At 45.4% G+C, this 25,325-nt stretch carries 27 protein-coding genes; 16 read left to right on the top strand and 11 right to left on the bottom strand.

The window, feature by feature from the left end; translation table 11 throughout:
- Positions 1 to 3: 3 nt before the first annotated feature.
- The 11 genes from KNO78_RS14290 (at position 4) to KNO78_RS14240 (ending at position 9,234) form a co-directional block, all read left to right on the top strand.
- Complete coding sequence (locus KNO78_RS14290; protein WP_214691602.1) at positions 4 to 303, top strand: DUF5592 family protein; 300 nt, start codon at positions 4 to 6, stop codon at positions 301 to 303.
- Position 304: 1 nt separating this feature from the next.
- Positions 305 to 925: a hypothetical protein gene (locus KNO78_RS14285; protein ID WP_214691601.1), complete on the top strand. Its 621-nt coding sequence runs from the start codon at positions 305 to 307 to the stop codon at positions 923 to 925.
- A gap of 17 nt (positions 926 to 942) precedes the next feature.
- On the top strand, positions 943 to 2,895 hold the full coding sequence (locus tag KNO78_RS14280) for a VirB4 family type IV secretion system protein (RefSeq protein ID WP_214691600.1): 1,953 nt from the start codon (positions 943 to 945) through the stop codon (positions 2,893 to 2,895).
- Positions 2,895 to 4,001 carry a lysozyme family protein gene (locus KNO78_RS14275; RefSeq protein WP_214691599.1) on the top strand — a complete coding sequence of 369 codons (1,107 nt, stop codon included), beginning with the start codon at positions 2,895 to 2,897 and terminating at the stop codon, positions 3,999 to 4,001. Before KNO78_RS14280 ends, KNO78_RS14275 begins: the two co-directional genes overlap by 1 nt.
- A 30-nt stretch (positions 4,002 to 4,031) precedes the next feature.
- Positions 4,032 to 4,610, top strand: coding sequence for a hypothetical protein (locus KNO78_RS14270; protein ID WP_214691598.1), 579 nt, complete (start codon positions 4,032 to 4,034; stop codon positions 4,608 to 4,610).
- The gene (locus KNO78_RS14265; protein ID WP_214691597.1) at positions 4,611 to 5,450 is read left to right on the top strand and encodes a hypothetical protein; all 840 of its coding nucleotides are present in this window, start codon (positions 4,611 to 4,613) and stop codon (positions 5,448 to 5,450) included.
- Between the two features lie 192 nt (positions 5,451 to 5,642).
- The gene (locus KNO78_RS14260) at positions 5,643 to 5,894 is read left to right on the top strand and encodes a hypothetical protein (protein WP_029596487.1); all 252 of its coding nucleotides are present in this window, start codon (positions 5,643 to 5,645) and stop codon (positions 5,892 to 5,894) included.
- Positions 5,887 to 7,041: a MobP2 family relaxase gene (mobP2, locus tag KNO78_RS14255; RefSeq protein WP_214691596.1), complete on the top strand. Its 1,155-nt coding sequence runs from the start codon at positions 5,887 to 5,889 to the stop codon at positions 7,039 to 7,041. The genes KNO78_RS14260 and mobP2 overlap by 8 nt, the downstream gene beginning before the upstream one ends.
- 9 nt (positions 7,042 to 7,050) lie before the next feature.
- A complete protein-coding gene (locus KNO78_RS14250; protein ID WP_214691595.1) occupies positions 7,051 to 7,500 on the top strand; it encodes a hypothetical protein in 450 nt (149 codons plus the stop codon).
- A gap of 5 nt (positions 7,501 to 7,505) precedes the next feature.
- Positions 7,506 to 7,793: a hypothetical protein gene (locus KNO78_RS14245; RefSeq protein WP_214691594.1), complete on the top strand. Its 288-nt coding sequence runs from the start codon at positions 7,506 to 7,508 to the stop codon at positions 7,791 to 7,793.
- A gap of 4 nt (positions 7,794 to 7,797) precedes the next feature.
- Positions 7,798 to 9,234, top strand: a complete 1,437-nt coding sequence (locus KNO78_RS14240; RefSeq protein ID WP_214691593.1) for an ImmA/IrrE family metallo-endopeptidase — start codon at positions 7,798 to 7,800, stop codon at positions 9,232 to 9,234.
- A gap of 32 nt (positions 9,235 to 9,266) precedes the next feature.
- Here the strand turns inward: KNO78_RS14240 and KNO78_RS14235 are convergent, their stop codons facing one another.
- The 4 genes from KNO78_RS14235 to KNO78_RS14220 are packed head-to-tail and all read right to left on the bottom strand — an operon-like array spanning position 9,267 to position 11,567.
- Positions 9,267 to 9,500, bottom strand: a complete 234-nt coding sequence (locus KNO78_RS14235) for a hypothetical protein (RefSeq protein ID WP_214691592.1) — start codon at positions 9,498 to 9,500, stop codon at positions 9,267 to 9,269.
- Between the two features lie 57 nt (positions 9,501 to 9,557).
- The gene (locus tag KNO78_RS14230; RefSeq protein ID WP_214691591.1) at positions 9,558 to 10,469 is read right to left on the bottom strand and encodes a hypothetical protein; all 912 of its coding nucleotides are present in this window, start codon (positions 10,467 to 10,469) and stop codon (positions 9,558 to 9,560) included.
- Between the two features lie 34 nt (positions 10,470 to 10,503).
- Entirely contained in the window at positions 10,504 to 10,728 is a 225-nt protein-coding gene (locus KNO78_RS14225) for a DUF3006 domain-containing protein (protein ID WP_214691590.1), read from the bottom strand.
- Complete coding sequence (locus tag KNO78_RS14220; RefSeq protein ID WP_214691589.1) at positions 10,725 to 11,567, bottom strand: ComEC/Rec2 family competence protein; 843 nt, start codon at positions 11,565 to 11,567, stop codon at positions 10,725 to 10,727. The genes KNO78_RS14225 and KNO78_RS14220 overlap by 4 nt, the downstream gene beginning before the upstream one ends.
- Before the next feature lie 351 nt (positions 11,568 to 11,918).
- Here KNO78_RS14220 and KNO78_RS14215 point away from each other — a divergent pair, with 351 nt between their 5' ends.
- Positions 11,919 to 12,659: a hypothetical protein gene (locus tag KNO78_RS14215; RefSeq protein WP_214691588.1), complete on the top strand. Its 741-nt coding sequence runs from the start codon at positions 11,919 to 11,921 to the stop codon at positions 12,657 to 12,659.
- Positions 12,660 to 12,976: 317 nt separating this feature from the next.
- Here the strand turns inward: KNO78_RS14215 and KNO78_RS14210 are convergent, their stop codons facing one another.
- The 3 genes from KNO78_RS14210 to KNO78_RS14200 form a co-directional block, all read right to left on the bottom strand.
- Positions 12,977 to 13,360: a hypothetical protein gene (locus tag KNO78_RS14210; protein ID WP_214691587.1), complete on the bottom strand. Its 384-nt coding sequence runs from the start codon at positions 13,358 to 13,360 to the stop codon at positions 12,977 to 12,979.
- A gap of 136 nt (positions 13,361 to 13,496) precedes the next feature.
- The gene (locus KNO78_RS14205) at positions 13,497 to 13,694 is read right to left on the bottom strand and encodes a hypothetical protein (protein ID WP_214686153.1); all 198 of its coding nucleotides are present in this window, start codon (positions 13,692 to 13,694) and stop codon (positions 13,497 to 13,499) included.
- 397 nt (positions 13,695 to 14,091) lie between these two features.
- Entirely contained in the window at positions 14,092 to 14,547 is a 456-nt protein-coding gene (locus KNO78_RS14200) for a JAB domain-containing protein (protein ID WP_211783008.1), read from the bottom strand.
- A 432-nt stretch (positions 14,548 to 14,979) separates the two neighbouring features.
- Here KNO78_RS14200 and KNO78_RS14195 point away from each other — a divergent pair, with 432 nt between their 5' ends.
- From KNO78_RS14195 to KNO78_RS14180, 4 genes are all read left to right on the top strand, one after another.
- Positions 14,980 to 16,353: an MrcB family domain-containing protein gene (locus tag KNO78_RS14195; protein ID WP_214691586.1), complete on the top strand. Its 1,374-nt coding sequence runs from the start codon at positions 14,980 to 14,982 to the stop codon at positions 16,351 to 16,353.
- A gap of 268 nt (positions 16,354 to 16,621) precedes the next feature.
- Entirely contained in the window at positions 16,622 to 18,979 is a 2,358-nt protein-coding gene (gene hsdR / locus KNO78_RS14190; protein WP_251125346.1) for an EcoAI/FtnUII family type I restriction enzme subunit R, read from the top strand.
- A gap of 12 nt (positions 18,980 to 18,991) precedes the next feature.
- A complete protein-coding gene (locus tag KNO78_RS14185; protein ID WP_214691585.1) occupies positions 18,992 to 20,461 on the top strand; it encodes a class I SAM-dependent DNA methyltransferase in 1,470 nt (489 codons plus the stop codon).
- On the top strand, positions 20,458 to 21,858 hold the full coding sequence (locus KNO78_RS14180; RefSeq protein WP_214691584.1) for a restriction endonuclease subunit S: 1,401 nt from the start codon (positions 20,458 to 20,460) through the stop codon (positions 21,856 to 21,858). The genes KNO78_RS14185 and KNO78_RS14180 overlap by 4 nt, the downstream gene beginning before the upstream one ends.
- A 644-nt stretch (positions 21,859 to 22,502) precedes the next feature.
- Here the strand turns inward: KNO78_RS14180 and KNO78_RS15745 are convergent.
- The 4 genes from KNO78_RS15745 to KNO78_RS14160 all read right to left on the bottom strand — a co-directional run.
- Entirely contained in the window at positions 22,503 to 22,715 is a 213-nt protein-coding gene (locus tag KNO78_RS15745) for a hypothetical protein (protein ID WP_214691583.1), read from the bottom strand.
- Between the two features lie 130 nt (positions 22,716 to 22,845).
- Positions 22,846 to 23,454 carry a helix-turn-helix domain-containing protein gene (locus KNO78_RS14170; RefSeq protein WP_214691582.1) on the bottom strand — a complete coding sequence of 203 codons (609 nt, stop codon included), beginning with the start codon at positions 23,452 to 23,454 and terminating at the stop codon, positions 22,846 to 22,848.
- A 637-nt stretch (positions 23,455 to 24,091) separates the two neighbouring features.
- Positions 24,092 to 24,745 (bottom strand): tetratricopeptide repeat protein, encoded by a 654-nt coding sequence (locus tag KNO78_RS14165; RefSeq protein ID WP_214691581.1) that lies wholly within the window; start codon positions 24,743 to 24,745, stop codon positions 24,092 to 24,094.
- Between the two features lie 22 nt (positions 24,746 to 24,767).
- The coding region (locus tag KNO78_RS14160; RefSeq protein ID WP_214691580.1) for an RHS repeat-associated core domain-containing protein at positions 24,768 to 25,325 on the bottom strand (558 nt) is incomplete at its 5' end.

Genomic DNA, 25,325 nt, shown 5'->3' with positions numbered 1-25,325 from the left:
CCCATGCGTAAATACCGAATCCCGAACGAGGTCACGACCGAACTGAAAATCAATAAAATGCTCTATCTGCACGACTTCCTGTTCCTCGTCGGGCTCATCGTACTTCGACTCGTGACGCTCCCATTCATCCCGTCGGTGCTGCACATCCCGTTCACGGTCTTCCTCGTCGTATTCGGCCTGTTCATGGTACTGCGGCCGGCGACTAACCCGCAGAAGCGGATGGTCCACGCACTCTACTACGCGCTCATCAAACGCAAAGACACCTATCTCGCACTCGACGCGCAGACGAAAGGACGTGATTGAGATGGCTTTTATCGAGGAGTCGCTACAAGAACCGAGACGCACGGGGACCTGGCTCGACGAACAGGACGTGGTCGAGAAACGGAAGGTCAAAGACAAGGTCGTCGTCAAATCGACGATCGCCGAGCTGATGCCAATCGTCGATATCACTGGTACCGAGGCGTTTGAAATGCGGGACGGGACCTATCTCGACATGGTCCAGCTCACCTCGAAAGATATCTATTCACTTAACGAAGAGGAAAAAGACCATGACGTGTTCTCGCTCGCCTATCTCCTGCAGGCGTACACGTACTCGCTCAAGGTCGTGCCATTGAATACGCCACTCAGTCTCGAGCGGCAGAAAATCAGCATCGAGCGACAGATTCGACAAAATCAGACACCGGCCTACCTGCCCTTTTTACTCAAAAAGAAGCAGGAGCTCGAATACCTCGAGGAGCATCGCACCAATCGCGATTATCTCCTCTTTTTTTATGCCGAAGACGAGCGGACGTTACGAGAGCGGAAGACACACCTCTATAAACTGCTCCGCCGCTCGAATCCGATGCGCGAGCTGACACTCGACCAGAAGGTTCATGTGCTCTATCAACTGAACAACCCGAACACGAAACCGCAACTCGACGCCTGAAGAAAGGAGTGACGCACATGTGGCAGCGCCTGCGTGACAAGTTATCCAAACAACAGGACCCAGAGACCGTCAAGATCGAGAAAGGCTACAATCCCGATGTCATCGCCAAGATCCAGCCGCAGGGCGGCATTAAGTTCGACGCCAACTTCGTCCGGCTCGGTGACGGCTACCTGTCGTGTCTCCATGTCTATAAATATCAGTCACTCGTCTATGACTACTGGCTCGAACCGATCCTGAACATGCCGGGCGTTTTGACGACGTTCGACATCGGGACGGCCGACAAGCGGGAGATCATCCAGACCATCAACAAGTCGATGGCCGAACAGAACACACGCTTCGAGAACGCGAAGGACAACATCGACCGCATCGACGCCCGGGAGACGTATAAGGAACTGAACGAGCTCTATGAACAGATCACCCAGGGCGAGACGATGAAATATCTGCATCTGCGGCTCTATGTGAAGGCGAAGACGCTCGACGCGCTCGAGGTGAAAGTACAAGAAGTGATGGAAGAGCTCGAGGCCCGGAATTTCCGCTCGACGATCTTCCTGAACGAACAGGAATGGGAATGGCAGAGCCTGTTCACGAGCTATGATCAACAACAAAAGCTCCCGAACCGGCGCCGTGGGAAAGAGATCCCTTCCCTCTCCATCGCCGGAGGCTATCCGTTCCATTTCACGTCACTCCAAGACGCGACCGGGACGTATTATGGGACGACGGACACGAACGGGAGCGTCATCTTCGACCTGTTCCATAAGGACAAGCAGCGCAAGTTCTACAATGCGCTCATGATCGGCAAGATGGGGTCCGGCAAGTCGACGCTCCTCAAGAAGACGGTGCTCGACCAGGCGATCAAGGGCAACAAGATCCGCATCCTCGACGTCACGGGCGAGTTCTCCGACCTCGTGCGTCAGCTCGGTGGGAAAGAGATCGCGCTCGACGGGTCGGCCGGGCTCATCAACCCGCTCCATGTCTATAAGACGGTGACGAACAACGACGGCAGCGCCAACGAGGCACTCTCGTTCATGCAGCATCTCTCGAAGATGGCCGTGTTTTATCTCTACATCAACCCGGCGGCAACGCAGGAAGAGACGAACGAGTTCGAGATTTTGCTTCGCGATTTGTACGTCCGGCACGGGCTCTGGGACGAACAAGGCGAACTGCCGATCACGACGCATCCGGCGAACCGGTACCCGACGTTCTCCGATTTCCTGTATCTCGTGCGCCGTGAGCTCTACACGGACGACACGCGTACCTCGATCAAGGGAGCGATCAGCCCGAACCGGGTACGGCGCCTCGAGAACATCGAGCTCGCCGTCACGAACCTCGTCCATAACTACGGCAACATCTTCGACGGGCACTCCTCGATCGACCGATTCGACGAGGAGCTCATCGTGTCGTTCCCGCTCCGGAACCTGACAAGCCTACGGGACGAGGTGTTCCAGGCACAGGTGTTCTCCTTGATGAACATGCTGTGGGACGGGATGATCGCCAACGGTTCGAGTCAACTGAAGGCCTATAACCAGGGCGTGCTCCGGACCGAGGAGGCATGCAAGTACCTCATCGTCATCGACGAGGCGCACCACTTGATCAACACACGCGACATCGCCCAGCCGGCCATCCTGTATCTGCAACGCTGTATGCGCGAGGCGCGGAAATATTTCGGTGGCATCTTCTTTGTGTCGCATCTGATCACCGACTTCGTGCCGACCGGCTCGAAGTCCGAGAACGCGGAGAACGTCAAATCGCTCTTCCAGTTGACGCAGTACAAGATCATCGGCGAACAGGACGCGGAGAGCATCCCGATCATCCAGACGGTGTTCGACGGACAGCTCTCAAACTCCGAGATGCGCATCATCCCCTCGCTCGAGACGGGGCGTGTCGTCCTCAGCATCTCCGGCGTGCAGAACCTCATCTTTGACGTCGACGTCGCACCCGAGGAGCTCGCCTTGTTCGGTGGAGGTGCCTGATGTGGGCGACCGCGAAACGGACGGCGCGCTTCGCCATCACAGCGAAATGGCAGCTCGCGACGCTCAAGTGGCGACTCATCCTGCTCGGCATCGCGGCACTCGTCTTGTTCCTTGTCATCCTCGTCGTCGGCATCCTCGACACGCTCACAGGTGTCCAGAACGAACTACCGACCGACGTCACGTTCGACACGGCGGGCGGTCTTCAAGTGAGCGACCAGGTGCTCCAATATCGAGCCTTGGTCGAATCAGAACTGACGAAGCACGGACTGGCCGAACAAACGAACCTCGTACTCGCGCTCATGATGCAGGAGAGCGGCGGACACGGGAACGACCCGATGCAGGCGAGCGAATCGAAGTGCGGACGCATCGGATGCATCACCTCCCCCGAGGAGAGCATCGTCTACGGCGTCGAACATTTCGCCTCCGTCTTCGAACGGGCGAACCGTGACGTGCAGCTCACGCTACAGAGTTACAACTTCGGCGGCGGCTTCATCGATTACGTCCAAGAGAACGGCGGACGTTACTCGAAAGAGCTCGCCATCTCGTTCTCCCAAATGATGTACCAGCGTGTGAGACACACCGGCACCTACCGCTGTCATCGTCCGAGCGCGGTCCAGCACGGTGCCTGTTACGGGGACATCGAATACGTCGACGCGGTGTTGAAATATCTCGCGCCGGTCGCCGTCGCCGACGGGGTCATCACGAAAGAGCTGTTGTCGGGGTTACGTTCCCCGCTCGCCATCCCGCTCAACGTGACATCACGTTTCGGATGGCGCGTCGTCTTCGGACAACGGGATAACCACACCGGGATCGACTTCAGCTGCACCCCGTCCGACACGATCCACGCGGTCAAGAGTGGAACCGTCATCTATAGCGGGAACCGCGGACCGTACGGCAATCTCGTTCAAGTCCGGCACGACAACTACATCACGGCATATGCGCACCTGAGTCGTCTTGGCGTCCAAACGGGTCAACAGATCGAGGCCGGGCAGGCGCTCGGGTACTGCGGCACGACCGGCCGTTCGAGCGGGAACCATCTGCACTTCGAGATCAAGACGGCTGAATGGTCCGGTCATATCGATCCCGCCCCGGTCTTCGGATTATAAGTCATGCATGTATGAAAAGGAGGAGGAAGAATGAACTTCACCGCACGTCACCTCGCGTATCTGTTCGGGGTACTGCTCCTGATTTCGATCGCAGCGAACGTCTTTTTCTATCAACAAGCGACGGCTGTCACGAGTACTTCAGACACGAATCAGACGGAAAATGAGAGCGTCACTCACTCTGAATCGGTAACCTCTGAAGAGTCGTCGTCGGACACCGAACAAGTCGTCGCTTCGAAGGAGACGGAACGAATGGAGGAGCTGACGACACGCGCGACGCGCTTCGTCGAGTACGCCTTCACCATCACGAAGGACAGTTACACGACCCAGAAACGACAGGCGAAGGACGTCATGTCGGAGGAACTCGCGGTCACGCTCTTCGCCGCGGACGGGAGCGATGTCGGCACGTTCGAGACGACCGCCCTCAATATCGAGGTGTTCCCTTCTGTCTCCGGAGAAGAATGTCTCGTACGGTTCGAACAGGACCTATTGATCACCGAGACGGGTTATGAAGAGACGACGCAAGAACTGTTGGCCTTGACGTTCGAGTCCATCGACGGACGTTTGGTCGTCACAGAAATGGAAGAACTGACACCGGAAGGAGGGATCTAGATGCGACGACAAACGCGACGGCGTCTCACCCAGAACATCTCCCGGTTCTACCTCGGACTCGGCGTATTCTTTGTCGTCGGCTTCCTCTTTTTCGGTACTTCGTCGTTCTTCTTTGCTGAAGAATCGCCGGTCAATGAGACGCCAATCAACGAGGCAATCCGACTCTCGAACGGGGAGACAGTGACGCTACACGCGTCTAGTTACGATACCGAGACGAAGACAATCCGCATCCGACTCTCGCTCGATGAGACACCAGGTAACACGAATGACTATCTCTTCCGCTACGTCTATAAGGCGCGTCCGGATTCTGAGAAGGAAGTCACTTTGCTGTATGAACGGAGCGACCAATATGTGCTCGAATTGAAAGACGTGCCGAACGGCTTCGACCAGCTGGCTGTTCGAATCTATGGATTGAATGAATCGCAATCAATCGAGGAACTCACACCTGAGGAACGAGAGGATGGTCTTTTAACGTCACTTTATGCCGACCGTCGGACCATCGAACAGGCGAGCCACGATTCATCTGACGAGACAACTTTCACGAGATTGTTCGTCGAGGATGAGCTCGCGGAGACCGAGAAACAGTTGGACACGACGCAGCAGTCGGTCGAAGCGCAGCGGCAACAGATCAAGCGACTCGATAGTGACAAAGAGGAACTTGAAAGTGAACTCCCCTACCTCTCGCTCGACGAACAGGTCGAACAGGAGAACGAGATCTTCGACCTCGGTCGGAAGCGTGACGAGCTCACACTTGAACTCGAAAAGCTCGAACAGTCCGTCAAAGCGCTCGAAGAAAAGCACGACAAACTGCGCGTCCGGCTCCGAGAACTGTCGATTTAAGTGGCACATTTCGTGCCAAATCGCTGGTTTTACTGGCACATTTCGTGCCGTTTTCGGACTTTTGGTGATATCACGGAAACCCCAGGCTCTGCCTGGGCTATCACGACAAGTGATAGCAGTTTCCCCTTATGCTCTTTGAACGAACTTTTAGGACATTGGCAATATACAGCCTCCAGAAAGGTGGTCAGGCAAATGGATCTGTTACTCCGCGACATCGACCCCGTCATCGTGAAGCAAATCGATGAATGGGCGAAGGAACACAATCGCTCCCGGCAACAATACTTGAAAGAACTGCTTGCCTCCTGGTGCGCGAACGGTATCCAATCGACGCAGGTCGAGCGACTGGAACGACAGCTCGAGGCGAACACGCTCCACCTGAAACGGAGTGCGGACGAGCTCGCCGAAGTGACCCGTTTGTTGAACGAGGTGATGCAGGATGCGTGAGACACCCGGTGTCGTCATCAAGTCGAAGTTCAAGGTGCCTAGTACAAAAAAGAAATCGCGTCAGTACACGACATACCTCGAATACATCAATCGACCGGATGCGAAAGACAGCCGCGAACAGTTCGAGACGTATCACGACTATATGGAAGACGAGACGAAGTCGAGCGGTCTGTTTACACGCGAGGACGACCGGTTGAACGACGGAAAGCGGCGCGCCGTCCGCGACATCTTCAAGCAAGCGCAAGAGAAAGGGAGCATTCTCTGGCAGGACGTCATCTCATTCGATAACACCTGGCTACGGGAGACCGGTGTGCTCCACGACGACCTCATCGACGAGAAACGATTAATCCAGGCGACGCGGAACGCGGTCGAGGCAATGCTCCAAAAAGAAAAGATGGTCCACGCCTACTGGACCGGTGCCGTGCATTACAACACCGACAACATTCACGTACATGTCGCCATCGTCGAGACGAGCCATATACGCGAGCGCGGCAAACGCAAACCGAAATCAATCGAGCTGATGAAGTCGAAGGTCATCCATTCCCTCGCCGACCGGACGAAAGAACAGGAGAAACTGAACGCGTTCATAAGAGACGAACTGATCGCCCATAAACGGAACCGGAAGATCCAAACGCTCCCGAACCGTGTCCTGCATCCGGAGCTCGTCCGTCAGTTCAAGGACATCTATGAGCGGTTGCCGGAAGACAAACGTCAATGGCGCTACAACATGAACGGGATGCAACCGCTCCGTGAATCGCTCAATCGTCTGACCGACAGTTATATCGACATTCACTTCAAATCAGAGTTTCAAGCCTTCAACGCGCGACTCGAGCAGGAGGTAGCGTTCCATCGTCGCAGCTACGGCGACACGGAGAAAGCCGAGCATTACCGGACGACGAAACGACAGGACCTCTACACCCGGATGGGGAATGCCATCCTCTCAGAGATGCGCGACTTGTCAAAAGAACAGGTGATATTGGAGAAAAAAGGAGCCCCAAAACATCCGATCCGACGCGCATTCAACCAACAAAAAATATTCAACGAATCACTCTACCGGATCGAGCGGCACATGAACGACGAATTCGAACACTTGAAGAATCAACGTGCTTTCGAACAGTTGGAACGAGACATCGAATATGGAAAGTGAGGGAGGACGATGGAAGAGTTGAGACAGATCCGTCTTCGATTGAAGCCGGAGACGGTCGCGTATTTGGAAGAGTTCGCCGACGACAAACGCTTCGGCCACCTCGGTCAAGTCATCGACCACATCGCAGACGAGCATAGACAACTGGCCGACGAGAAGTGGGACATGCAGTTCCTCATCCGCTCAATTAGCACGCAGGTATCCCGTCATATCGAGGAAATGATGAATGAACAGGTTTCAACGGAACTCGAGCGGATTCGACTCGCCGCGAACCGCTCTGATCGGCACGGACAGATCCTGACAGAGCTCCTACAAGCACTCATGCAGACCGAGGGCATCGAGGACATCATGACGACGGACCAATTCAAGCCGACGTTCCTCGAGACGGCGGAACGTATCGTCCAGGAACGCATCGAGCACCAAAAACAGAAGAAGGACACACTAACTTTTGAGAGAGGATGAATCCTATGCGACCACTTGACCGTCCCTTCACGATGGGACAACTGTTGACGCTTCAACCGAAAAGCGTCACGGTCCTCATCTATGGAAAACAGTACAACATCCCGATATCAATATCTGAGCATCAGCTTTTAACCGCCATTGCAAAAGACGAGATCGTCTTGCTTCCCGTCAATTTCGAACGGACACGGCTGTTACTCGATATCCCGGAAACGTTGCCACAACTTGAACGTGAACTGAACGATTTTGCGGATAGTGATGAATCTGTCACCGACTTGTTGAAGGAAGGAGTCTGACACGATGGCCAAGATGAAGACGAACGAAGAACGGAAGGCCGAGCTCGAGGCCTTGACCGAACAGATGGGACAACAAATCGACAGCTACTTCGAGAGCCCAGAAAAGATTCGAGAACATCTGCAGTTCCTCGGCAAGTTCCATCAATACTCGATGCGGAACGCGGTCTTGATCGAGTCCCAATTTCCTGGTGCGGTCGCGGTCGGTTCTTATCCATTCTGGGAGAAGCAAGGCGCGCAGGTCCAAAAAGGTGAGCGTGGCATCAAAGTGTTCGTCCCGAACCCGGTGACGTACGCCCTGCATAAAGACGAATGGGTACCGCTCAGCAAGGCACCGAAGCCAATCAAGGAAGGCGTGAAACAAGGACGCATCTCGTCACGGAAGATGATGTACTTCAAGATCGGTCACGTGTTCGAGTACACGCAAACCGACGCGCGCGAGAAAGGAATCGAGGTCTCGGACATCTTCAAACGGTATCACCGGGACGGCGGGATTGAGAACGAACAAGACATCCGTGACGCCTTGACGACGCTCGCGGATGCCCGGAATGTGACGCTATTGGAGGAACCGCTCGATGAGATCGGGACTGCGAAGGGTTGTTACTATCCGGAGCTGCATGCGATCGCCTTGAACCCGCGGAACACATCGATTGAAGACGTCAACGTCCTGATCCACGAGCTCGCCCACGCAGAGCTCCACAACCAGGAACGGAATCTTGAACGAGACCAACCGCTCACGGCACCCGAGAAGGAGTTCCAGGCCGAGATGGTCGCCTATGTCGTCTCACATCAGCTCGGGTTCCCGACGGACGACTTCTCACTCTCCTATCTGGCCGGTTGGACGAAAGACAAGGAGCTCCTCGACAAAGAAAAGTTGTTGCAAGAAGTCCATCAGACATCCGCGACCTTCCTTGATCATATCGAGTCACACTTAGAAAAGGTACGCGCGTTGGAGCAAGAAAAGGAACAGACTCTACTTGAATATATCGAGCAACTAGATCAGCGTATGGGATGGAAAGACTCCGACCTCACACTCTACGAACGGGTTCACGCCGTACAAGGTGTGTTTCCCGAAGAAGTAGAATCCTATCTAAATGCAAAAGCGACCCTCGAAACGAACCTGATGCTGGATCGCGTCGATGAGCCACTTATGTATATTCATGGTAAGGGACTTGGGTTTCAACAGTTCGGCATTGCCAATAATCATGACTTTAGTGAAGATGGACTCGTTGCCTACACTGTCGCGCTACCCACTCAACCTTTGATCAGTGGTCATTTTGACCCTGAAAGAACAGTTCATCCATTACATGACTTAGAAAAGAACAATAAGGTGGAAAAACCAATCCTCAAAAATCTTGAATCTAGTTGGCATAATGTGTTGCTCGATAATGAAAAGAAATCTCTTTCTAGAACTGCATTGTTGAATATTGAACGCTTAATTTAGTTTTTAAGTATGGGGCTTTTAAAAGTCCCATACTAGTTACTTTCTATGCTGTTCTTTTGATATACCGTTCGAATTTCCAATACGTTGAAGGCAAGGGCGTTCCCATCATCGACACTTAATTTAAAAAAGTCATTCATATAGTTATCCGTCATATGATTGAACTTTATAAATTCGTCAATGACTTCTAGAAATACGTTTAAATCCGTAAAATTATCGACTTTATATTGCTCACCTGTTTTCAACTTTAAATACAAAGTACTTTCCACTCGCTCGAACCTCCTTTTTTCACTACATCATTTTTTAACATATTAAGCATTCAGTACTTAGAACCTATATGCTGTTAAGTTAAGTCGTTTGAATTCCATAATTTTTTCTTCTAAACTCTTCTCAATTTTTGAAGTACTGTCACTCATATTTGAAGTACTGTCACTCATATAAGTTTCTTTATATTTCTTTATGTTTAGATAAGGAATAATAATCACATCAGATATATCGACATTTTCTAAATCAGAGCCCCCACTCCGTTGATATGTTTCGATTAAGTCGTCGTACGTTTTTATATCTTGCTCATGGTGATAATTAAGCACCTGACCTTTGCCAATTTCACTCATAAACTTTTCTCTTATTTCTTTGATATATTGTGAAGTGATTTCGATCGATTTCTCTGCTTCTTCTTTTGAAGGGAAATATCCTGAGTGGATTACATTATTTCGAAAAGATAACCATTCAAGCTTGTTGTTGATTTTCTTCATTTCTGGCGGTGGTAATTTAAATAAATTCAAGTAAAGAAACAAAAAAGCCCCATATTGTCTCTCAGATTGTTTACTAACTCTCTTCCAAAGCGAATGGACATATTCCTGTTCAATTTCACCTATGTACAGCATCAAATTGACACAGTGTTCATGAAACCTTTCTATTGAAGCAGCTAGGTTGGCAACTGTTTCTCTATAGTAAGCATCGTCATAAGCAAATATTGCTCGATCATACAATAATTCATAAGTTTCTATACTCACCGCTCCGACAGACACATGTCCTTCTTTACACTCAAAAATAAAACCTCTCTTGTCTTGCACATCTACTTCTATATAAATATCCTTTTTGGCATATGCATATTCTTCGTCAAAGTGATAATGATTTAATACATGAAAGTAATTTAATCCTTGAAATTCTTCTTTGCTAAAAAAATCATTTTTATCTTTTATGCGACATTCTTTGCATATACATCTAAATTTCATCTGCCACCACCATCCTTAAAAAATAAAAATCTCATCAATCTTCCCAAAGCTCGTCCATCAACGCATCGATTTCTTTTGATAATCGTTGCTTTTCCTCTGAATCTATCTCAACTCGTCCATCTTCGTAAAACCAAAGTACATCCCCAGATTGAATCGAATCAGGGAGTCGCGACTTTGGAATGTCCTCCATCACTTCCCCGAATTCGACAACAGCCAAATCCTCTTCAAAGCGGTCGATGATTCCTTTACGTCGCTTCATTTTGATTTTTTCACGGCATAGCTTGAGCCGTTCCCTGTGATGATGATTGTGCCGTTTTTATCTGTACGAAGCGTATTCACTTTTTGTCGCTTCAAGTTCGTCACCACTTCGGACGTCGGGTGCCCATAGCTGTTCTTCCCGACGCTGATGATGGCATGCTTAGGTTTGACCGTGTTCAGGAACGTGCTACTCGTCGACGTCTTGGCACCGTGATGGCCCACTTTCAAGACATCCGCCCGGAGCGTCTGCTTCTTCGCCATCATGTCCTTCTCAGAAACATGTTCCGCGTCCCCTGTGAACAAGAAGGTGTTCTTCTTGTACGTGACATGAAGGACTGCACTCCAATTGTTCAAGTCACTGTTCGAGTAGGATTTGACCGGACCGACAAATTTCGCACTCACACCTTTGATTGGCAGTTTCACTCCGGCCTGTGCCGTTTTGATGGTCTTCCCTTCCCGTTTGACGGCTTGAAGGAAGTCTTTGTAGGCCTGGGTAGTGTGCTTCACTTTCGGCGCGTAGACGTTCTCGACACGATAGGCATCCAAGATTTCGTCTAACCCACCGATATGATCGGCGTCCGGATGCGTCGAGATCAACACCTCGATGTCGTCCACTTTTTGCTTTTTAAGGTAGGCGACGATGACATCGCCCTTTCCTTTGTTCCCACCGTCGATGATGACATCCTCACCGCTTGGCATCTTGATGTAGATGGCGTCTCCTTGCCCGACATCGATGTAATGGACTTTGATGCTCGCAGCGGCCGATGCTTCCCCATATGGCGACACCAATAGCACTCCACTAAATAGAACGGCACTCCCAATCTTGATCCATTTATTCATCCTCTATCACCTCGTATGAATTTATTGTAAAATTATTCAATATAGTCTCATTATAATTAGGCTTTAACCATATTGCTTTAATATTTCACATGAAACCTAATATAAAAATAACCCAGGTTCCTTTTTCGTACTATTAATTACTTTAAAAAAACTGATAATAGTTCAAAATCCTCCAAAGATATCTAAAAATTAAGCCGACTAACGTTTCACAGCAAATCATCCAATGTAGCGCGCACATGACAAAAAATGAATTACATACATAGCTAAACAGTTATCATCACATGATTAGATCAGCTGAAAATAATACTAAATAAAGTGCTTGCTAGCACGTTTGAATAGGAGATATTGTTTATGTCTTATACACGTGAAGAAAAAATGAGAGCATTGTCCCGTTGCAAGAATTGCCTTACCCAAGCTCGTGCGCCTAAAATCGGCGAACGTGTGGTCGCGCGAACATACACCTCTCAATCCATTTCGCACCTTAATACCTATACAGTTAAAGATGTACGATGGGGACAAATCCAAGTTAAAAATGATGAGAATGAGCTTAAATGGGTAGCCGCAGACGTTTTTTTCTTTGAAGACGATATACCTGAAGCCTTCGCTTCTATCGCACGCGGTGAAATCCGTCGGCGTAGCCGAGGTAGTCGAGAGTACACACGCGTCAATGTAACAAGCAAAATGCAGACTGTCGAAGTAATGTTATACGTAGATGAGTTCGAATTCAAAATTTCACATGGACGCAGTCATTTAGAGATTAGACACAATTTAGACGATGGTACCAATTTTTTTGCTGAGCTCCCATCCTTCTCATATACAACCAAAATGTTGGATGCACTCGCTAGTTACGTAATATTTGACGATGACCTCAATGCTTCTAGCGATATCAAACTCACAGTTCAGTTGTCTCTGGAGCGGTACGCTACATCCGATGCACTTGCTCATGCCATCTTGAAAGCAAAGAAAACTCTACTAGATAGTCTACCTGATGCGCTTCATGAGCTCGAATCGGTTATTGATCCTGACGATATCTACAATATCGAACGATTTACTAATCTGAAGCAAAATATCCCGACCTTCATCCGCTTTTAATAGCATCAAATAAGCCATTTTAAGATGTCGGGTACTTAGGAAAACATTGAAAAAAGAAATTTACAGTGAGGCTTAGATCATTTAATGATCTAAGTCAAAATCATTTATAAAAAACACCATTCGACCGAATGGTGTTCCTCGCGTGGCGTGAGACACGCCCACGTTTTTGGTTTTGACCTTGCTCTTACGCTCCGTGCCTCCCGTCAGAAAGGGCCAGGAACATAGAGATGCGGCGTTGAGTATCGGACCGTCAGGGAGGCAGCGGTGCGATGAGCGACTTCGCCTCCTGGCGTTAGACGCTCACGCATGAGCCCGGATCACCATTCCTTCTCCCAGGCCCCGTCTTCAAACACGCTCCAATCCTCGAACCGATACTTGATGAGCCAATGGACATGCATCACTTCATATTCGAATACACCCTTGGAGAGCTCTGAGACCACAAAACTGACGTCTCCATTCCCCACCACCCATGTCCCATATAGATATACGATCTTAATCGGACGCTCTTCAGAATCTACATAGATCACCACGCGGAAGTAAGGCGAGTTCCGTCCTTCATCGAACCGGACGACCTTCTCGACGCCATGTTCCCTGTCGACGACGCGCATCCAATCGGGACGCTCCATCAATTCAGAGAACACGGTCCGGACGAACGGATCCAATCCATCGAACGCATAGTCATCAAGTATCCGCTCGTCCATCACGCCTCACCCCTTTCAGTTTTTATAGACCAATTCCCAATACTTATGGGATTCACGCTTCGTTCAAAGACTCACTAAATAAAAATGTATACATGTATACAAATCTACAAGTATACATGTATACATTTCGAAACAATCAGTTATGTACTTGAAGCGTGTTCGTATTAAAGAAGACCGTCATTTGTTTTAATCGTTCCCCTTCTTTCACCTCACAAAGGATATCCATGCTCACCAACTCGAATGCCTCAGGATCGATATCCATCCGTTCAGGAAGTCTTCTAAGCAATACCTCTTTCATCTCTTTGATCGTTTGTTGGTCCAATGTGTGACTCATTTGAATCATCCTCTCCTGTTGATAGCTCAACAATACCTTGAATCTGACCTCTCAACATCTCGACTTGTTTCATATAAGCCCTGGGCTTGTTTGAAACAAGCCCAGGGCTTACGTAGGAAAAACGACCATTTTCACCAAACAAGCACCCATTTTTTCATCAATTCATCACAAATACACATTCATGAAAAGACAGAGCAACGTGATTTCTTTATGCCTTTGACTTCTCACCAAATCATTTGTTTTCGCCACGCGAAAACATTCCTTTTTCCGGATTCGAATTCTGGATCCAGGCGAGAGCAACGCGAGTCGCCCATCCCGTCAAAGAAAAACGCACGTTTTTCTTCCTTGCCCTTACCGGACGGACCAGGACCGGTCCCCCGGCCCCATTCCATTCCGTTCAACCCATGTAACCTCGCTGTTTCATGCTGACGTACGACTCGTCCGACCCGAGGATGAGATGGTCGAGCACCGGGATGCCGATGAGGTCCCCCGCTTCATGTAACCGTTCGGAGACGAGGATGTCCTCCCGGCTCGGGCTCGGGTCCCCGCTCGGATGTTGGTGACAGGCGATGATGCACGAGGCATTGTTCAAGATGGCGCATTTGAAGATTTCTCGCGGATGGACGACGCTCGAATTGACGCTCCCGACATGCGCCCGATGGACGCCGATGACCCGATTCTTCGTGTTGAGCATGATGACGAGGAACACCTCCCGGTCATCATCCCCGATAAAGGATGCCCCGATTTGTCGGGCGTTGTCGGGTGACTGGATGACGGCGTGCTCGAGGGCGACCATTTCCTCGCGAACCTCTTGTTTGATACGGATGACCTCGATGATTGACGATAGTTCCATGATGGTTTGTCCCCTTTCGGATAAGCTGTCCTCAGAACGAACACCGTTGTGCGTCCTGTTGACGGGAACGCAGCGAGCGTCGGGAGACGGTGCAAGGGCGACCGCAGGGAGAGCCTCAAAAAAATGCGTAGAGCAAACGGAGGACCAGGCTTCCGTAGCCAACGAGCGAAAAGCCTTGCTTTGAGCCAAAAGCGAAGGAAGACGGGCCGGAGGGCGCGTCATTTTTTTGACGTCCCTTGCACTGACGACCAGCGAGCTAGAGTACGGAAACAGGACGCAAGCTACAGAAAATAAAAAAATCGTCGTCTCAAATCGAATAAATATGTTCCAAAAAATACTTTTAAAGATACAATCTAAATGATATATTATTAACAAACAATAAAATAAAATCGAAACAAACGCTATTTTAATTCGACTTTGAGGAGGTATAATATGAATAATGAAACAAATGAAGTAGGGATGAAGGTACAAAAGCTACGTGAATACCACAGCATTAGTCTACGAGACTTAGCTCAAGCTATCGGGGTACGCCATGTCATGCTGAATAAGATCGAAAACGGGACGCAGCGACTCGATCTAGAAACATTAACAAAGTTAGCCAATCATTTTTCTATTTCCGCTGAATACTTTGTAAACCCTCACGTTTCAATTGCACAAGCTACTAAAAAAGTAAGTGAACCCTCATCGTGTGTAACGGCATTTAAGCAAATTCTTGAAAACTACCCCACTGAAAAAGAGAAATCATTTAAAGATAATTCTTTAGCTGATTTCCTACGCAATGATCTGGTCAAAATAGTAAACGATGCACTAAAGATTGATAGTAGTCGTTACAAAGTGATTGGTTCTCCAGGAAAAGGGGTTTGGGCTAGAGTTCCATGGATAGGTGTTTTCGACCGTAGCGTGACCTCGAGCGCGCAGCGCGGATACTATGTAGTCTATTTATTTAGAGAAGATATGTCTGGATTTTATTTGAGTTTAAACCAGGGGTATACGTACTTCCGAAATAAATACAGAGATAAGGAAGGACGACAAAAAATTCAAAAGACAGCGGAAATTATCCGTTCGAGAATTGAAATTCCTAGTCAATTTCAGTTAACAACCATCGATCTTCACTCAGAAGCGAGTTTAGCGTTTGGGTATGAGGCAGGTCACATCTGCGGAAAATACTATGATGCTAGTTCGCTCCCAGATGAATTTGAAATGATAAACGATTTCAGAAGTCTGCTAGAAACATACAATAAAATTGTTGTGCTGCTGAATGGAAGGAATGCAGAAGAACTTAACGACTATCTTCTTTTAGAAGATGATCTAGAATTTCTAGAAACTGACGAAGAAAGTTTTCAAAAGCTCGCCAATGAGTTAAAAGTAGATTCTTCTGATGAGCCAAAAGAAGAACCACGGCCCCCTAAAACAGTGGTTACAGATAACTTAGGAAAAGCGCGTTACCCTCGCAGTGCAAAAGAAGCAGCTTTAGCTTTAGTTCGTGCGAATTACACCTGTGAATTGAACGAAAATCATGAAACATTTCTTTCAAAGAGCACCGGCCAAAGATATGCTGAGGCTCATCATTTTGTTGGAATCTCCAATCATCCGAAGTTTCCTGAAGTGGATCTAGATCGAGCTGCGAATATCGTGTGCTTATGTCCAAATTGTCATCGTAAAATTCATTACGGTGAAGATGAGGTCCGTTTACCAATGATTGAAAGTTTATTCGCGAAAGTGAAAGAACGTCTCGAACAAGTTGGAATCGAAGTGACGTTGACCCAGTTAAAAGAGTTCTACAACATTTCTCCTACCCATACGTAACAACCTCTGAAGGCGTCATCGTTCATGTAATCTACATCTAGGTTTCGAAGCGGGTGTTATCCTGAACCTTTATTTACCTCTAAAGATTGATTTGCTGCTTATAGGCCTTGTTCTAGACACGCAAGCAATGAAAAATCGATCAGAAGACACTGTTTATAGATGAAAAACAATTTAAAAAGTCATCTATAAAAATATTGGTTAAGGTTCTAACACCCAATTGCTGTAAAATATCTATAGAAGATCTCGATAGCCCTAAGGAGGAGCATCTATGAAACCGAAGCACGCTATGACCGAAGAAGACATCAAAAATAAATTCATTACTCCCGCCATTTTAAATTCTGGCTGGGACATGCAGTCTCAAATTTATTTTGAGCATTACTTTACTGATGGACGTGTAATTGTTCGTGGTAATTTGACTGCTAGAGCTGAAGGCAAACGTGCAGACTATTTGTTAATGCACAAAAGCAACTATCCCTTGGCGATCATCGAAGCCAAAGATAACAATCATCCAGTAGGCGGAGGAATGCAACAAGCTATTGATTATGCGGAAATCTTGGATATCCCCTATGCTTACAGTTCGAATGGGGATGCATTCGTTGAACACAATCGCTTAACGGGTGAAGAACGGACGATTTCATTGTCAGAGTTCCCTTCTCACGATGTTCTTTGGTCACGCTATCAACAAGATGCCGGTTTAAGCACCGAACAAGAAGAATTAATCAATGAGCCGTATTACTATCAACTCGGTGATAAAACACCGCGCTACTATCAACGTGTCGCAATCAACCGTACGCTTGATGCAATCGCCCAAGGCCAAAACCGTATCATGCTCGTTATGGCAACAGGAACGGGGAAAACCTATACTGCCTTCCAAATTATCTATCGTCTCTGGAAAGCTGGGATTAAGAAGCGGATTCTTTTCTTAGCCGATCGTAATATTTTAGTTGATCAAACCATGATCAACGACTTCAAGCCGTTTGAAAAAGTCATGACAAAAGTAGAAAATCGAGTTCTCGATAGCGCTTACGAAGTCTATACAGCGCTCTATCAACAGTTAGCTGGTGAAGATGGAATGGAGCCTTTCCGACAATTCGAGCCTGACTTTTTCGATTTAGTTATTATCGATGAGGCTCATCGTGGATCAGCTAAAGAAGAAAGTCGCTGGCGTAAAGTGTTAGAATACTTCAGTGGGCCCGATACGACACATATTGGTTTGACTGCTACGCCAAAAGAAACGAAGGACACTTCAAACATTACGTATTTCGGTGAACCGATCTATACGTACAGTTTAAAACAAGGAATTGATGACGGATTCCTTGCTCCATATAAAGTCGTTCGAGTCGGGTTAGATCGTGATTTAGAAGGTTACCGCCCTGAAAAAGGGAAAGTCGATATGTTCGGAAATGAGATTGAAGATCGAGAGTATAACATTTCCGATTTTGATCGAAACATGATTATTGATGGACGCACCGAAGAGGTCGCCAAACGAATCACAGAATTCTTAAAAAAGCATGATCGGTATATGAAGACGATTGTGTTCTGTGCAAACATCGACCACGCAGAACGTATGCGCAGCGCATTAGTCAATCTTAACTCTGACTTAGTAAGAGAGAATTCAAAGTACATCATGCGCATCACGGGTGATACGCCTGAGGGGAAGGCGCAGCTCGACAACTTTATCGATCGTTCAAGCCAATATCCGACAATTGTGACCACATCGAAATTGTTAACTACAGGCGTCGATGCTAAGACGTGTCGCCTCATCGTACTCGATTCAAATATCAACTCGATGACTGAATTTAAGCAGATTATTGGTCGAGGGACCCGTCTTGATCCCGAATTTGGAAAAGAATACTTCACTATCATGGACTTCCGTAATGTTAGTCGTCTATTTGCTGATCCAGAGTTTGATGGAGACCCTGAAGTCATTTACGAAGTGCCTGAAGATGGTGAGCTACCGGACGAAACAAATGATCCTAGTGGAACACCGAATACGAACACCCCTTCTCCTACTGGACTTCCAGGCGGAAACGGTGATGAAGATGACTATTACGCAGCACCCAAAAAATATCGAGTCAACGATGTCGATGTACGAATTTCTAATGAACGTGTTTATTATTATGATGTGGGCGGAAAACTCATCACTGAAAATTTGATTGATTATACGAAGCGCAATATTCGTAGTGAATATGCCACGTTAGAAGAGTTTTTACGAAAATGGAAAAGTACCGAACAAAAACAATCACTTCTTGATGAACTGAAGAAGCACGGTGTTTTATTAGAGGCTTTGTTCGACGAGGAACCACACTTGAAGAATCTCGATGAGTTTGATTTGATTTGTCACTTAGCGTACGATCAAAAACCACTGACAAAGACTGAGCGAGCGAACAACGTGAAAAAACGTGGTTATATCTACCAGTATCAAGATGTGGCTCGTGATGTCCTCGAATTATTGCTTGATAAGTACCAAAATGAAGGGGTCAAAGAAATTGACGGCACTACCGTTCTTGAACTCCCAGAGTTTCAGCGTTTCGGCAGTTCACTTAAAATCGTTAAGGCTTTTGGTGGAAAAAAAGAGTATTTAAATGCATTAAAACAATTAAAAGATGAAATTTATATTTCCTAGGAGTTGTAATTCATGTCAATCACCTCGTTTGTAAAGAATATGCAAAACATTATGCGTAACGACGCCGGAATTTCTGGTGACGCGCAGCGTCTCGAACAAATCGTTTGGATTTTGTTCCTTAAAGTCTATGCAGCTAAAGAAGAACAATGGGAGTTGCATGACGATAACTACACTTCCATCATTCCAGAAGAATGCCGTTGGGAAAATTGGGCCGTCGATAAGAAAGACGGAAAATCCTTAACAGGAGAAGCACTTCTCAATTTCGTGAACGGTACTCTTTTCCCTACTCTTAAAACGCTTCCGGTAGACGAATTGACACCGGTAAGTAAATCCATCGTCAAATTTGCTTTTGAAGATGCGAACAACTATATGAAAAATGGTGTGCTCTTACGCCAGGTCGTAAACGTTATTGATGAAATTGATTTTACTGACTACAAAGAACGTCATGCCTTTAACGAAATTTATGAACAAATTTTAAAGGATCTTCAAGCACAGCGCGCATCGGGAGAGTTCTACTCTCCCCGTGCGACGACTGACTTTATGGTACAAGTCACTAATCCTCAACTCGGAGAGCGTGTCGCCGACTTCGCTTGTGGAACCGGTGGATTCTTAACTTCATCGTTGAATCACTTAATTCAACAAGTCACGACAACAGAGGAACGAGAGCTCTATAATGCTTCTGTCTTCGGGATTGAAAAGAAGGCGTTTCCTTACTTACTCGCCATTACGAACTTATTGCTCCATGACATTGATAATCCAATGATTGTGCATGGTAACTCTTTAGAAAAGAATGTACGAGATTATTCAGAACGTGAAAAATTTGAAGTCATTCTAATGAATCCTCCTTACGGCGGATCAGAGATTGATGGGATTAAAATGAATTTCCCACTCGAATTACGCAGTAGTGAAACGGCTGACTTGTTTATGTCTGTTATTATGTACCGGTTGAAAAAAGATGGTCGCGCTGGCGTCATCTTACCAGATGGTTTTTTGTTTGGTGAAGATGGATCGAAGCTCGCGATTAAAGAAAAACTGATCAAAGAATTCAATTTGCATACGATTATCCGGTTGCCGCATAGCGTATTCGCACCATATACATCCATCCACACAAATATGTTGTTCTTTGATAAAACAAAACCGACAGAAGATGTTTGGGTTTACCGATTAGACATGCCAGAAGGGTATAAAAACTTTTCTAAAACACGTCCAATCAAACTAGAACATTTTGAACCTGCCTTAGAGTGGTGGAATAATCGTGTAGAAATCATCGATGGAAAGAACGAAAAAGCACGTAAGTTTACAGCGGAAGAAATTATCGACCGGAAGTACAACCTTGATTTATGTAAGTTCCCTCAAGATGAAGAAGTTATCTTAGAGCCTCAAGAACTGATAGAAAACTATGTAGCAGAGCGCTCACGTCTAAATCATGAAATCGATAGTATCTTAAGTGAAATTCAATCTATGTTAGGTGAAGTTAAATGAATGCAAATCAAGTGAAAAAATCACTTTTACAACTGGCTTTTTCAGGAGAATTAATCCTCCAATCTAATGAATCAAATAAAGATTTAACAAGAAAAGAATTTTTAAATGATTTTTCTGTTCCCGTACACTGGGAGACTTATAAATTAGGTGATTTTACAACTTTTATTGATTACCGTGGTCGTACTCCTAAGAAAACCAGTTCTGGAGTTAGATTAATTACCGCAAAAAACATAAAAGATGGTTTTATAAATTTAGAGCCAGCTGAGTTTATTTCCGAAGAAGATTACCCAAAGTGGATGACTAGAGGATACCCTCAAAAAGGAAATATCTTTTTCACAACTGAGGCTCCATTAGGTAATGTGGCTATAAATAATTTAGATCAACTATTTGCTACAGCACAACGTTTAATTACAATCCAAGTGAATACTAATTGCCATAATAAGTTTTTGTTTTATTATTTAATGTCAAATCAAGCAAAGACTCAAATTTTAAAAATGGCTACAGGCACTACTGTAAAAGGTATAAAAACAAAAGTTCTAAAAGAGTTGATTGTTCCTCTTCCGCCTCTAGAAGAACAAAAATTAATATCTGAAAAAATAGATGCTTTATTAGCAAAAGTTAAAGAATATCATTACTACTATACAAACCTTGAAGAAGAAAAAAAAATCTTTCCAAAACGTTTAGAAAAATCAATTCTCCATTACGCAATACAAGGTAAATTAGTTAATCAAGATACTTCAGATGAACCCGCTTCAAAGTTATTGAAACAAATATCTGAACAAAAAGAACAAATGATTAAAGAAAAAATCATTAAGAAAGAAAAATCGTTGCCTCCTATAACTGAAGAAGAAATTCCTTTTGATATTCCTGAAACTTGGGCATGGGTGCGGTTAAAAAATATTGGAATTATTACTTCTGGCGGTACTCCTAAAACGGCAGTTCCTGATTACTGGAATGGTAATATCACTTGGATTACACCAAGCGATATGGGGAAAAATAAAAATTCTAAATACTTATCAACTTCAGATAGAGTCATTACTTCTCAGGGGCTATCGAATTCTTCTGCTCAATTAATTCCTAAAAATTCGATAGTTTATTCTAGCAGAGCACCAATTGGACATATTAATATTATGACAACTGATTATGCTACGAATCAGGGATGCAAATCATTTTCTCCTATTTTAGTCGACGTTGAATATATTTATTACGCGCTAAAAGTCATGACTCCTTATTTACAAAAAAAAGCTTCAGGTACAACTTTCAAAGAGATTTCAGGTACAACTTTTGGACTTTCTTTAATTCCTTTACCGCCTCTACAAGAACAGTCGAGAATAGTTAAGGCTATTGAAAAAAATAAAAATGTCTTGAATAAATTGAACGCCGCTCTAGTTTTTTAAACGAACGTTAGAAAGACATATTTGTTTATCTTTTCACAAAAAATGAAAAGGGCTTTAAATAGTCCTTTTCATTTTGTCTTAATTGTCCATTAACTCATCTTTTTATCAATGTTCGTTTTTTATATTTGATGAGTAAGCAAACGAACAGAGGTCCTTAATGATGAAATTGGATATACACGAGTCTCAAACAACTTGGATTCACAGTCAGATAAATAAAAGAATTGGTAATACTGAAACTATTCATTCAAAGAGAAAGGAAATGAATTTCACTTACTCAGCCGCACCTCAAGCTATACCTTTATTTTCCTGATGTTCCCAAGAGAGCAGTTCCTCTACAGTAGAGAACACAGAAAAAATACTTACGACAGAGGAAAAACATCAAGACGTCCGAGCCGGGCACCACGGAATCAAGTGTGGCGACTATTACAGAAGGACCTGTCGATATCAAATATGGGGATTGCGAGTATTGTGCGTCCACGAATGAGCATTGTAAATTGATCCGTGTCATGTCAGACGGTCGTTAAGGTTTCAGGCGTCGAATACAGTAAGCTCGACAGGTGACATGTTATCCGTAAGGACGGCGGCGCGATTGACTTTAAAATGATCATCACATATCTAGATACGAAAACATATATTACATCACATTACCAATACACATATGCGGTCCAAAGAAATGTGATTACCGACTCGTTCGACAAGGTCAATCCGGACGAGTTGAACGAGGCACTCACAGAAAGTGAGTTGGAATCCCCAGCCACGAACGAGCCTGCTGGTGATGAGATACGAATGGAGACGGTCAGGTGACGATTCAATAGGCGAAAGACGCCGGTTTCACGATGCCGATAATGAGCGACCATTGGCTTTATCCTTATATGCGTGATAACGACAATGACGGGATGGTCGGGGAATGATTTCAACCCAAAAATTAAAACAATGATGATTGTAAAAAAGACATTCTCCATTTTTTAAGAGAATGTCTTTTTATATTCATTTACGTTTTCTCTTCACTTTGTCGAGCCGAATTTTCTCAATTAACGCGTGGATGATTTGCTCATCTCTTCCACCGAAATCTTTATTGAAGGGAATCCGCTCTCCTTCGAACATGAAGTAATCGAGCAGGTAGGGGACTCGTGGTGTTGCGTGGCCCCACGTGTGCTCCGAGCAACGTTCCCATACTTCGGCTTCAAACTCTTTTGAATACCGCATATGCTCGACGGCAACCTTGACCTCGGACTTCTTCAGGACGAAGTAATCCTCGAACACGAATTTACCGAGAAGCTCGTACCACATCTCCTCGCGAGCCCTTTCTTTAATCGCTTCTATATCGATTTCGACATGATACGGGGCCTCTTCTTCATTCTTGACGACATCCCCTGCTTCCCCCGTCACCGACTCCGGATACAGCCCCCATCCTTCCGGCATCCGTTCTTTGATGAACTGTTCCAGCGCCTCCTCACTGATCCGATAGCCTTTTTTACGTGACTCGAGCGGTTCTGCCCGGATCACGCCTTTTCGTACCCAGTTGCGGACCGTCTCCTTGTGGCTTGTGAGCTTGTTCTTCGATAAGATTTCAAATGCTTCGTCAATCGTATACATGCCAAACCTCCCTTTAACACAATGATGATTTTATTAAATAATACCATAAACGTTGTATTAAAGTGAGCTGATTCTTTAATCAATTTCGAATCAAGTAGAAATTACTAAATGAATATCAAACAAAAACACCATTCGACCGAATGGTGTTCCTCGCGTGGCGTGAGACGCGCCCACGTTTTTGGTTTTGACCTTGCTCTTACGCTCCGTGCCTCCCGATAGAAAGGTCCAGGAGCGTCTGAGCCAGCAGCTCTTGTTATCGGGCCGTCATGGGGGCAACAGTGTGATGAGCGAATTCGCATTTTGGCGTTAGACGTTCACGCATGATGCCGGATAGCTATTCCTTCTCCAACAAACCGTCTTCAAGCATTCTCCAAAACTCGAAATCATGTTTGTTTGCTGTGCTCAAGTCACTGCTCCTTTATACAATAAAATTCACAGACATGGACACTTCAAACCGGGTCTCGACCGCTACATTATCATAATAATACAAAGCGTAACGGTTTTGCTGTTCACTAAGCATCTCATCAATCCTGTTCTTTCCGATTAGGGAACTAGATTATTGTTATTGTCGCAAAATATCCATCGTTCATTTCTAAAACAACTTAGATGATTTGATATTACAACTACTCATTTCATTTTAGCTACTAAGTTCCTTAAGTTCCTTATAGTTTTCATCAAAAAGATATAAGCCACCAATTATTTCATCAATGAAACTATATAAGGTGAATGTTACATTGATTCTTGCTGATCCACTGAAGCATCCTCTTACTTTATCCAACCCTTTTTTAATATATAATTTTCCTTCTTCATTATTATTCGAAATATAGAACAACCCGAGATCTAGATAATATCTAGGGAATTCTGAGTAAACGTTTATTGCTTTTAAGAGATACGATTCGTATTGCTCAGGATTTTTATTTAATAAATAAAATTCAGCCAAAGTGAAATACACTATTCCTTTAGATTTATTATCCATTTCATCAATCTTAGATTCAATTTCTGCAACATTTTTTTCTTCTAAAGGACAAAAGAATGAAGCAGACAGATAAATTCCAAGAGCAAAAAGAACCGAGTTATCTGGAAATTTGTTATACGCTTCGAATAAATGTTTTGAGGCATTTTCATAATCTTCTTCCGGTGTAGCCATCTCTGCACTAATCAAAGTAGTCCAAGCATCTAGATTATCAGGGTGATTTCGAACTAATTCTCTTGCAGACTGAATCGCAAATTTGAGCTTCTTAGATGATTGTGCCATTTCCTGTATCTTATTAATTTCTTGATTGATATTCACTTTTTCTCCTCCTTAGTATTTATTACATCCTAATCAAAAACCCTTTAATGTGGTTTGAAGTTCCTTTGAACAAGTTTATACTCTGAACTTTTCCTTGTTTATTTATATAAATTCGAATTATCACTTTATGTCCATTAATTTTTGTTCGTATTTCATTTGAGCCAACTTTAAATTTATTGACTTTCTTAATTTTTTTCAAAGCTGATTTGTATATACTATCTCTAGTTTTTCCCAGCTTCATAATTCCTTTCCTTATATGACTATCAGAGAAGATATGCCTCATGTTTTTTATATGAAGTTCAAACGGAATAGTTATTGTTCTTCCAGTAAATAAACCTCCTCCTGCAGGACCTGCTCCATGTTGTGTTTTACTATCAACCTGTACTAATCCAGTGGGATCAACATTTGTGGTAGGACTATTTGTTACATAACTATAACCGTTCGCCATTTCAATCGATTCATCACTATCTAATATAGGATCAACCGATAGGAACACCGCATGCTCCGGATGATAATAACGTGCCATCAAATAGTAAAGCTTCAAATCCTCATCGTAGTAATACGAGGCATAACGGATTGG

This window comes from Exiguobacterium sp. s132 (assembly GCF_018617235.1).
GTDB lineage: Bacteria > Bacillota > Bacilli > Exiguobacteriales > Exiguobacteriaceae > Exiguobacterium > Exiguobacterium profundum.
Note: the sequence above shows the minus strand (reverse complement) of the source record. Positions and strands in the feature narration are given on the sequence as shown.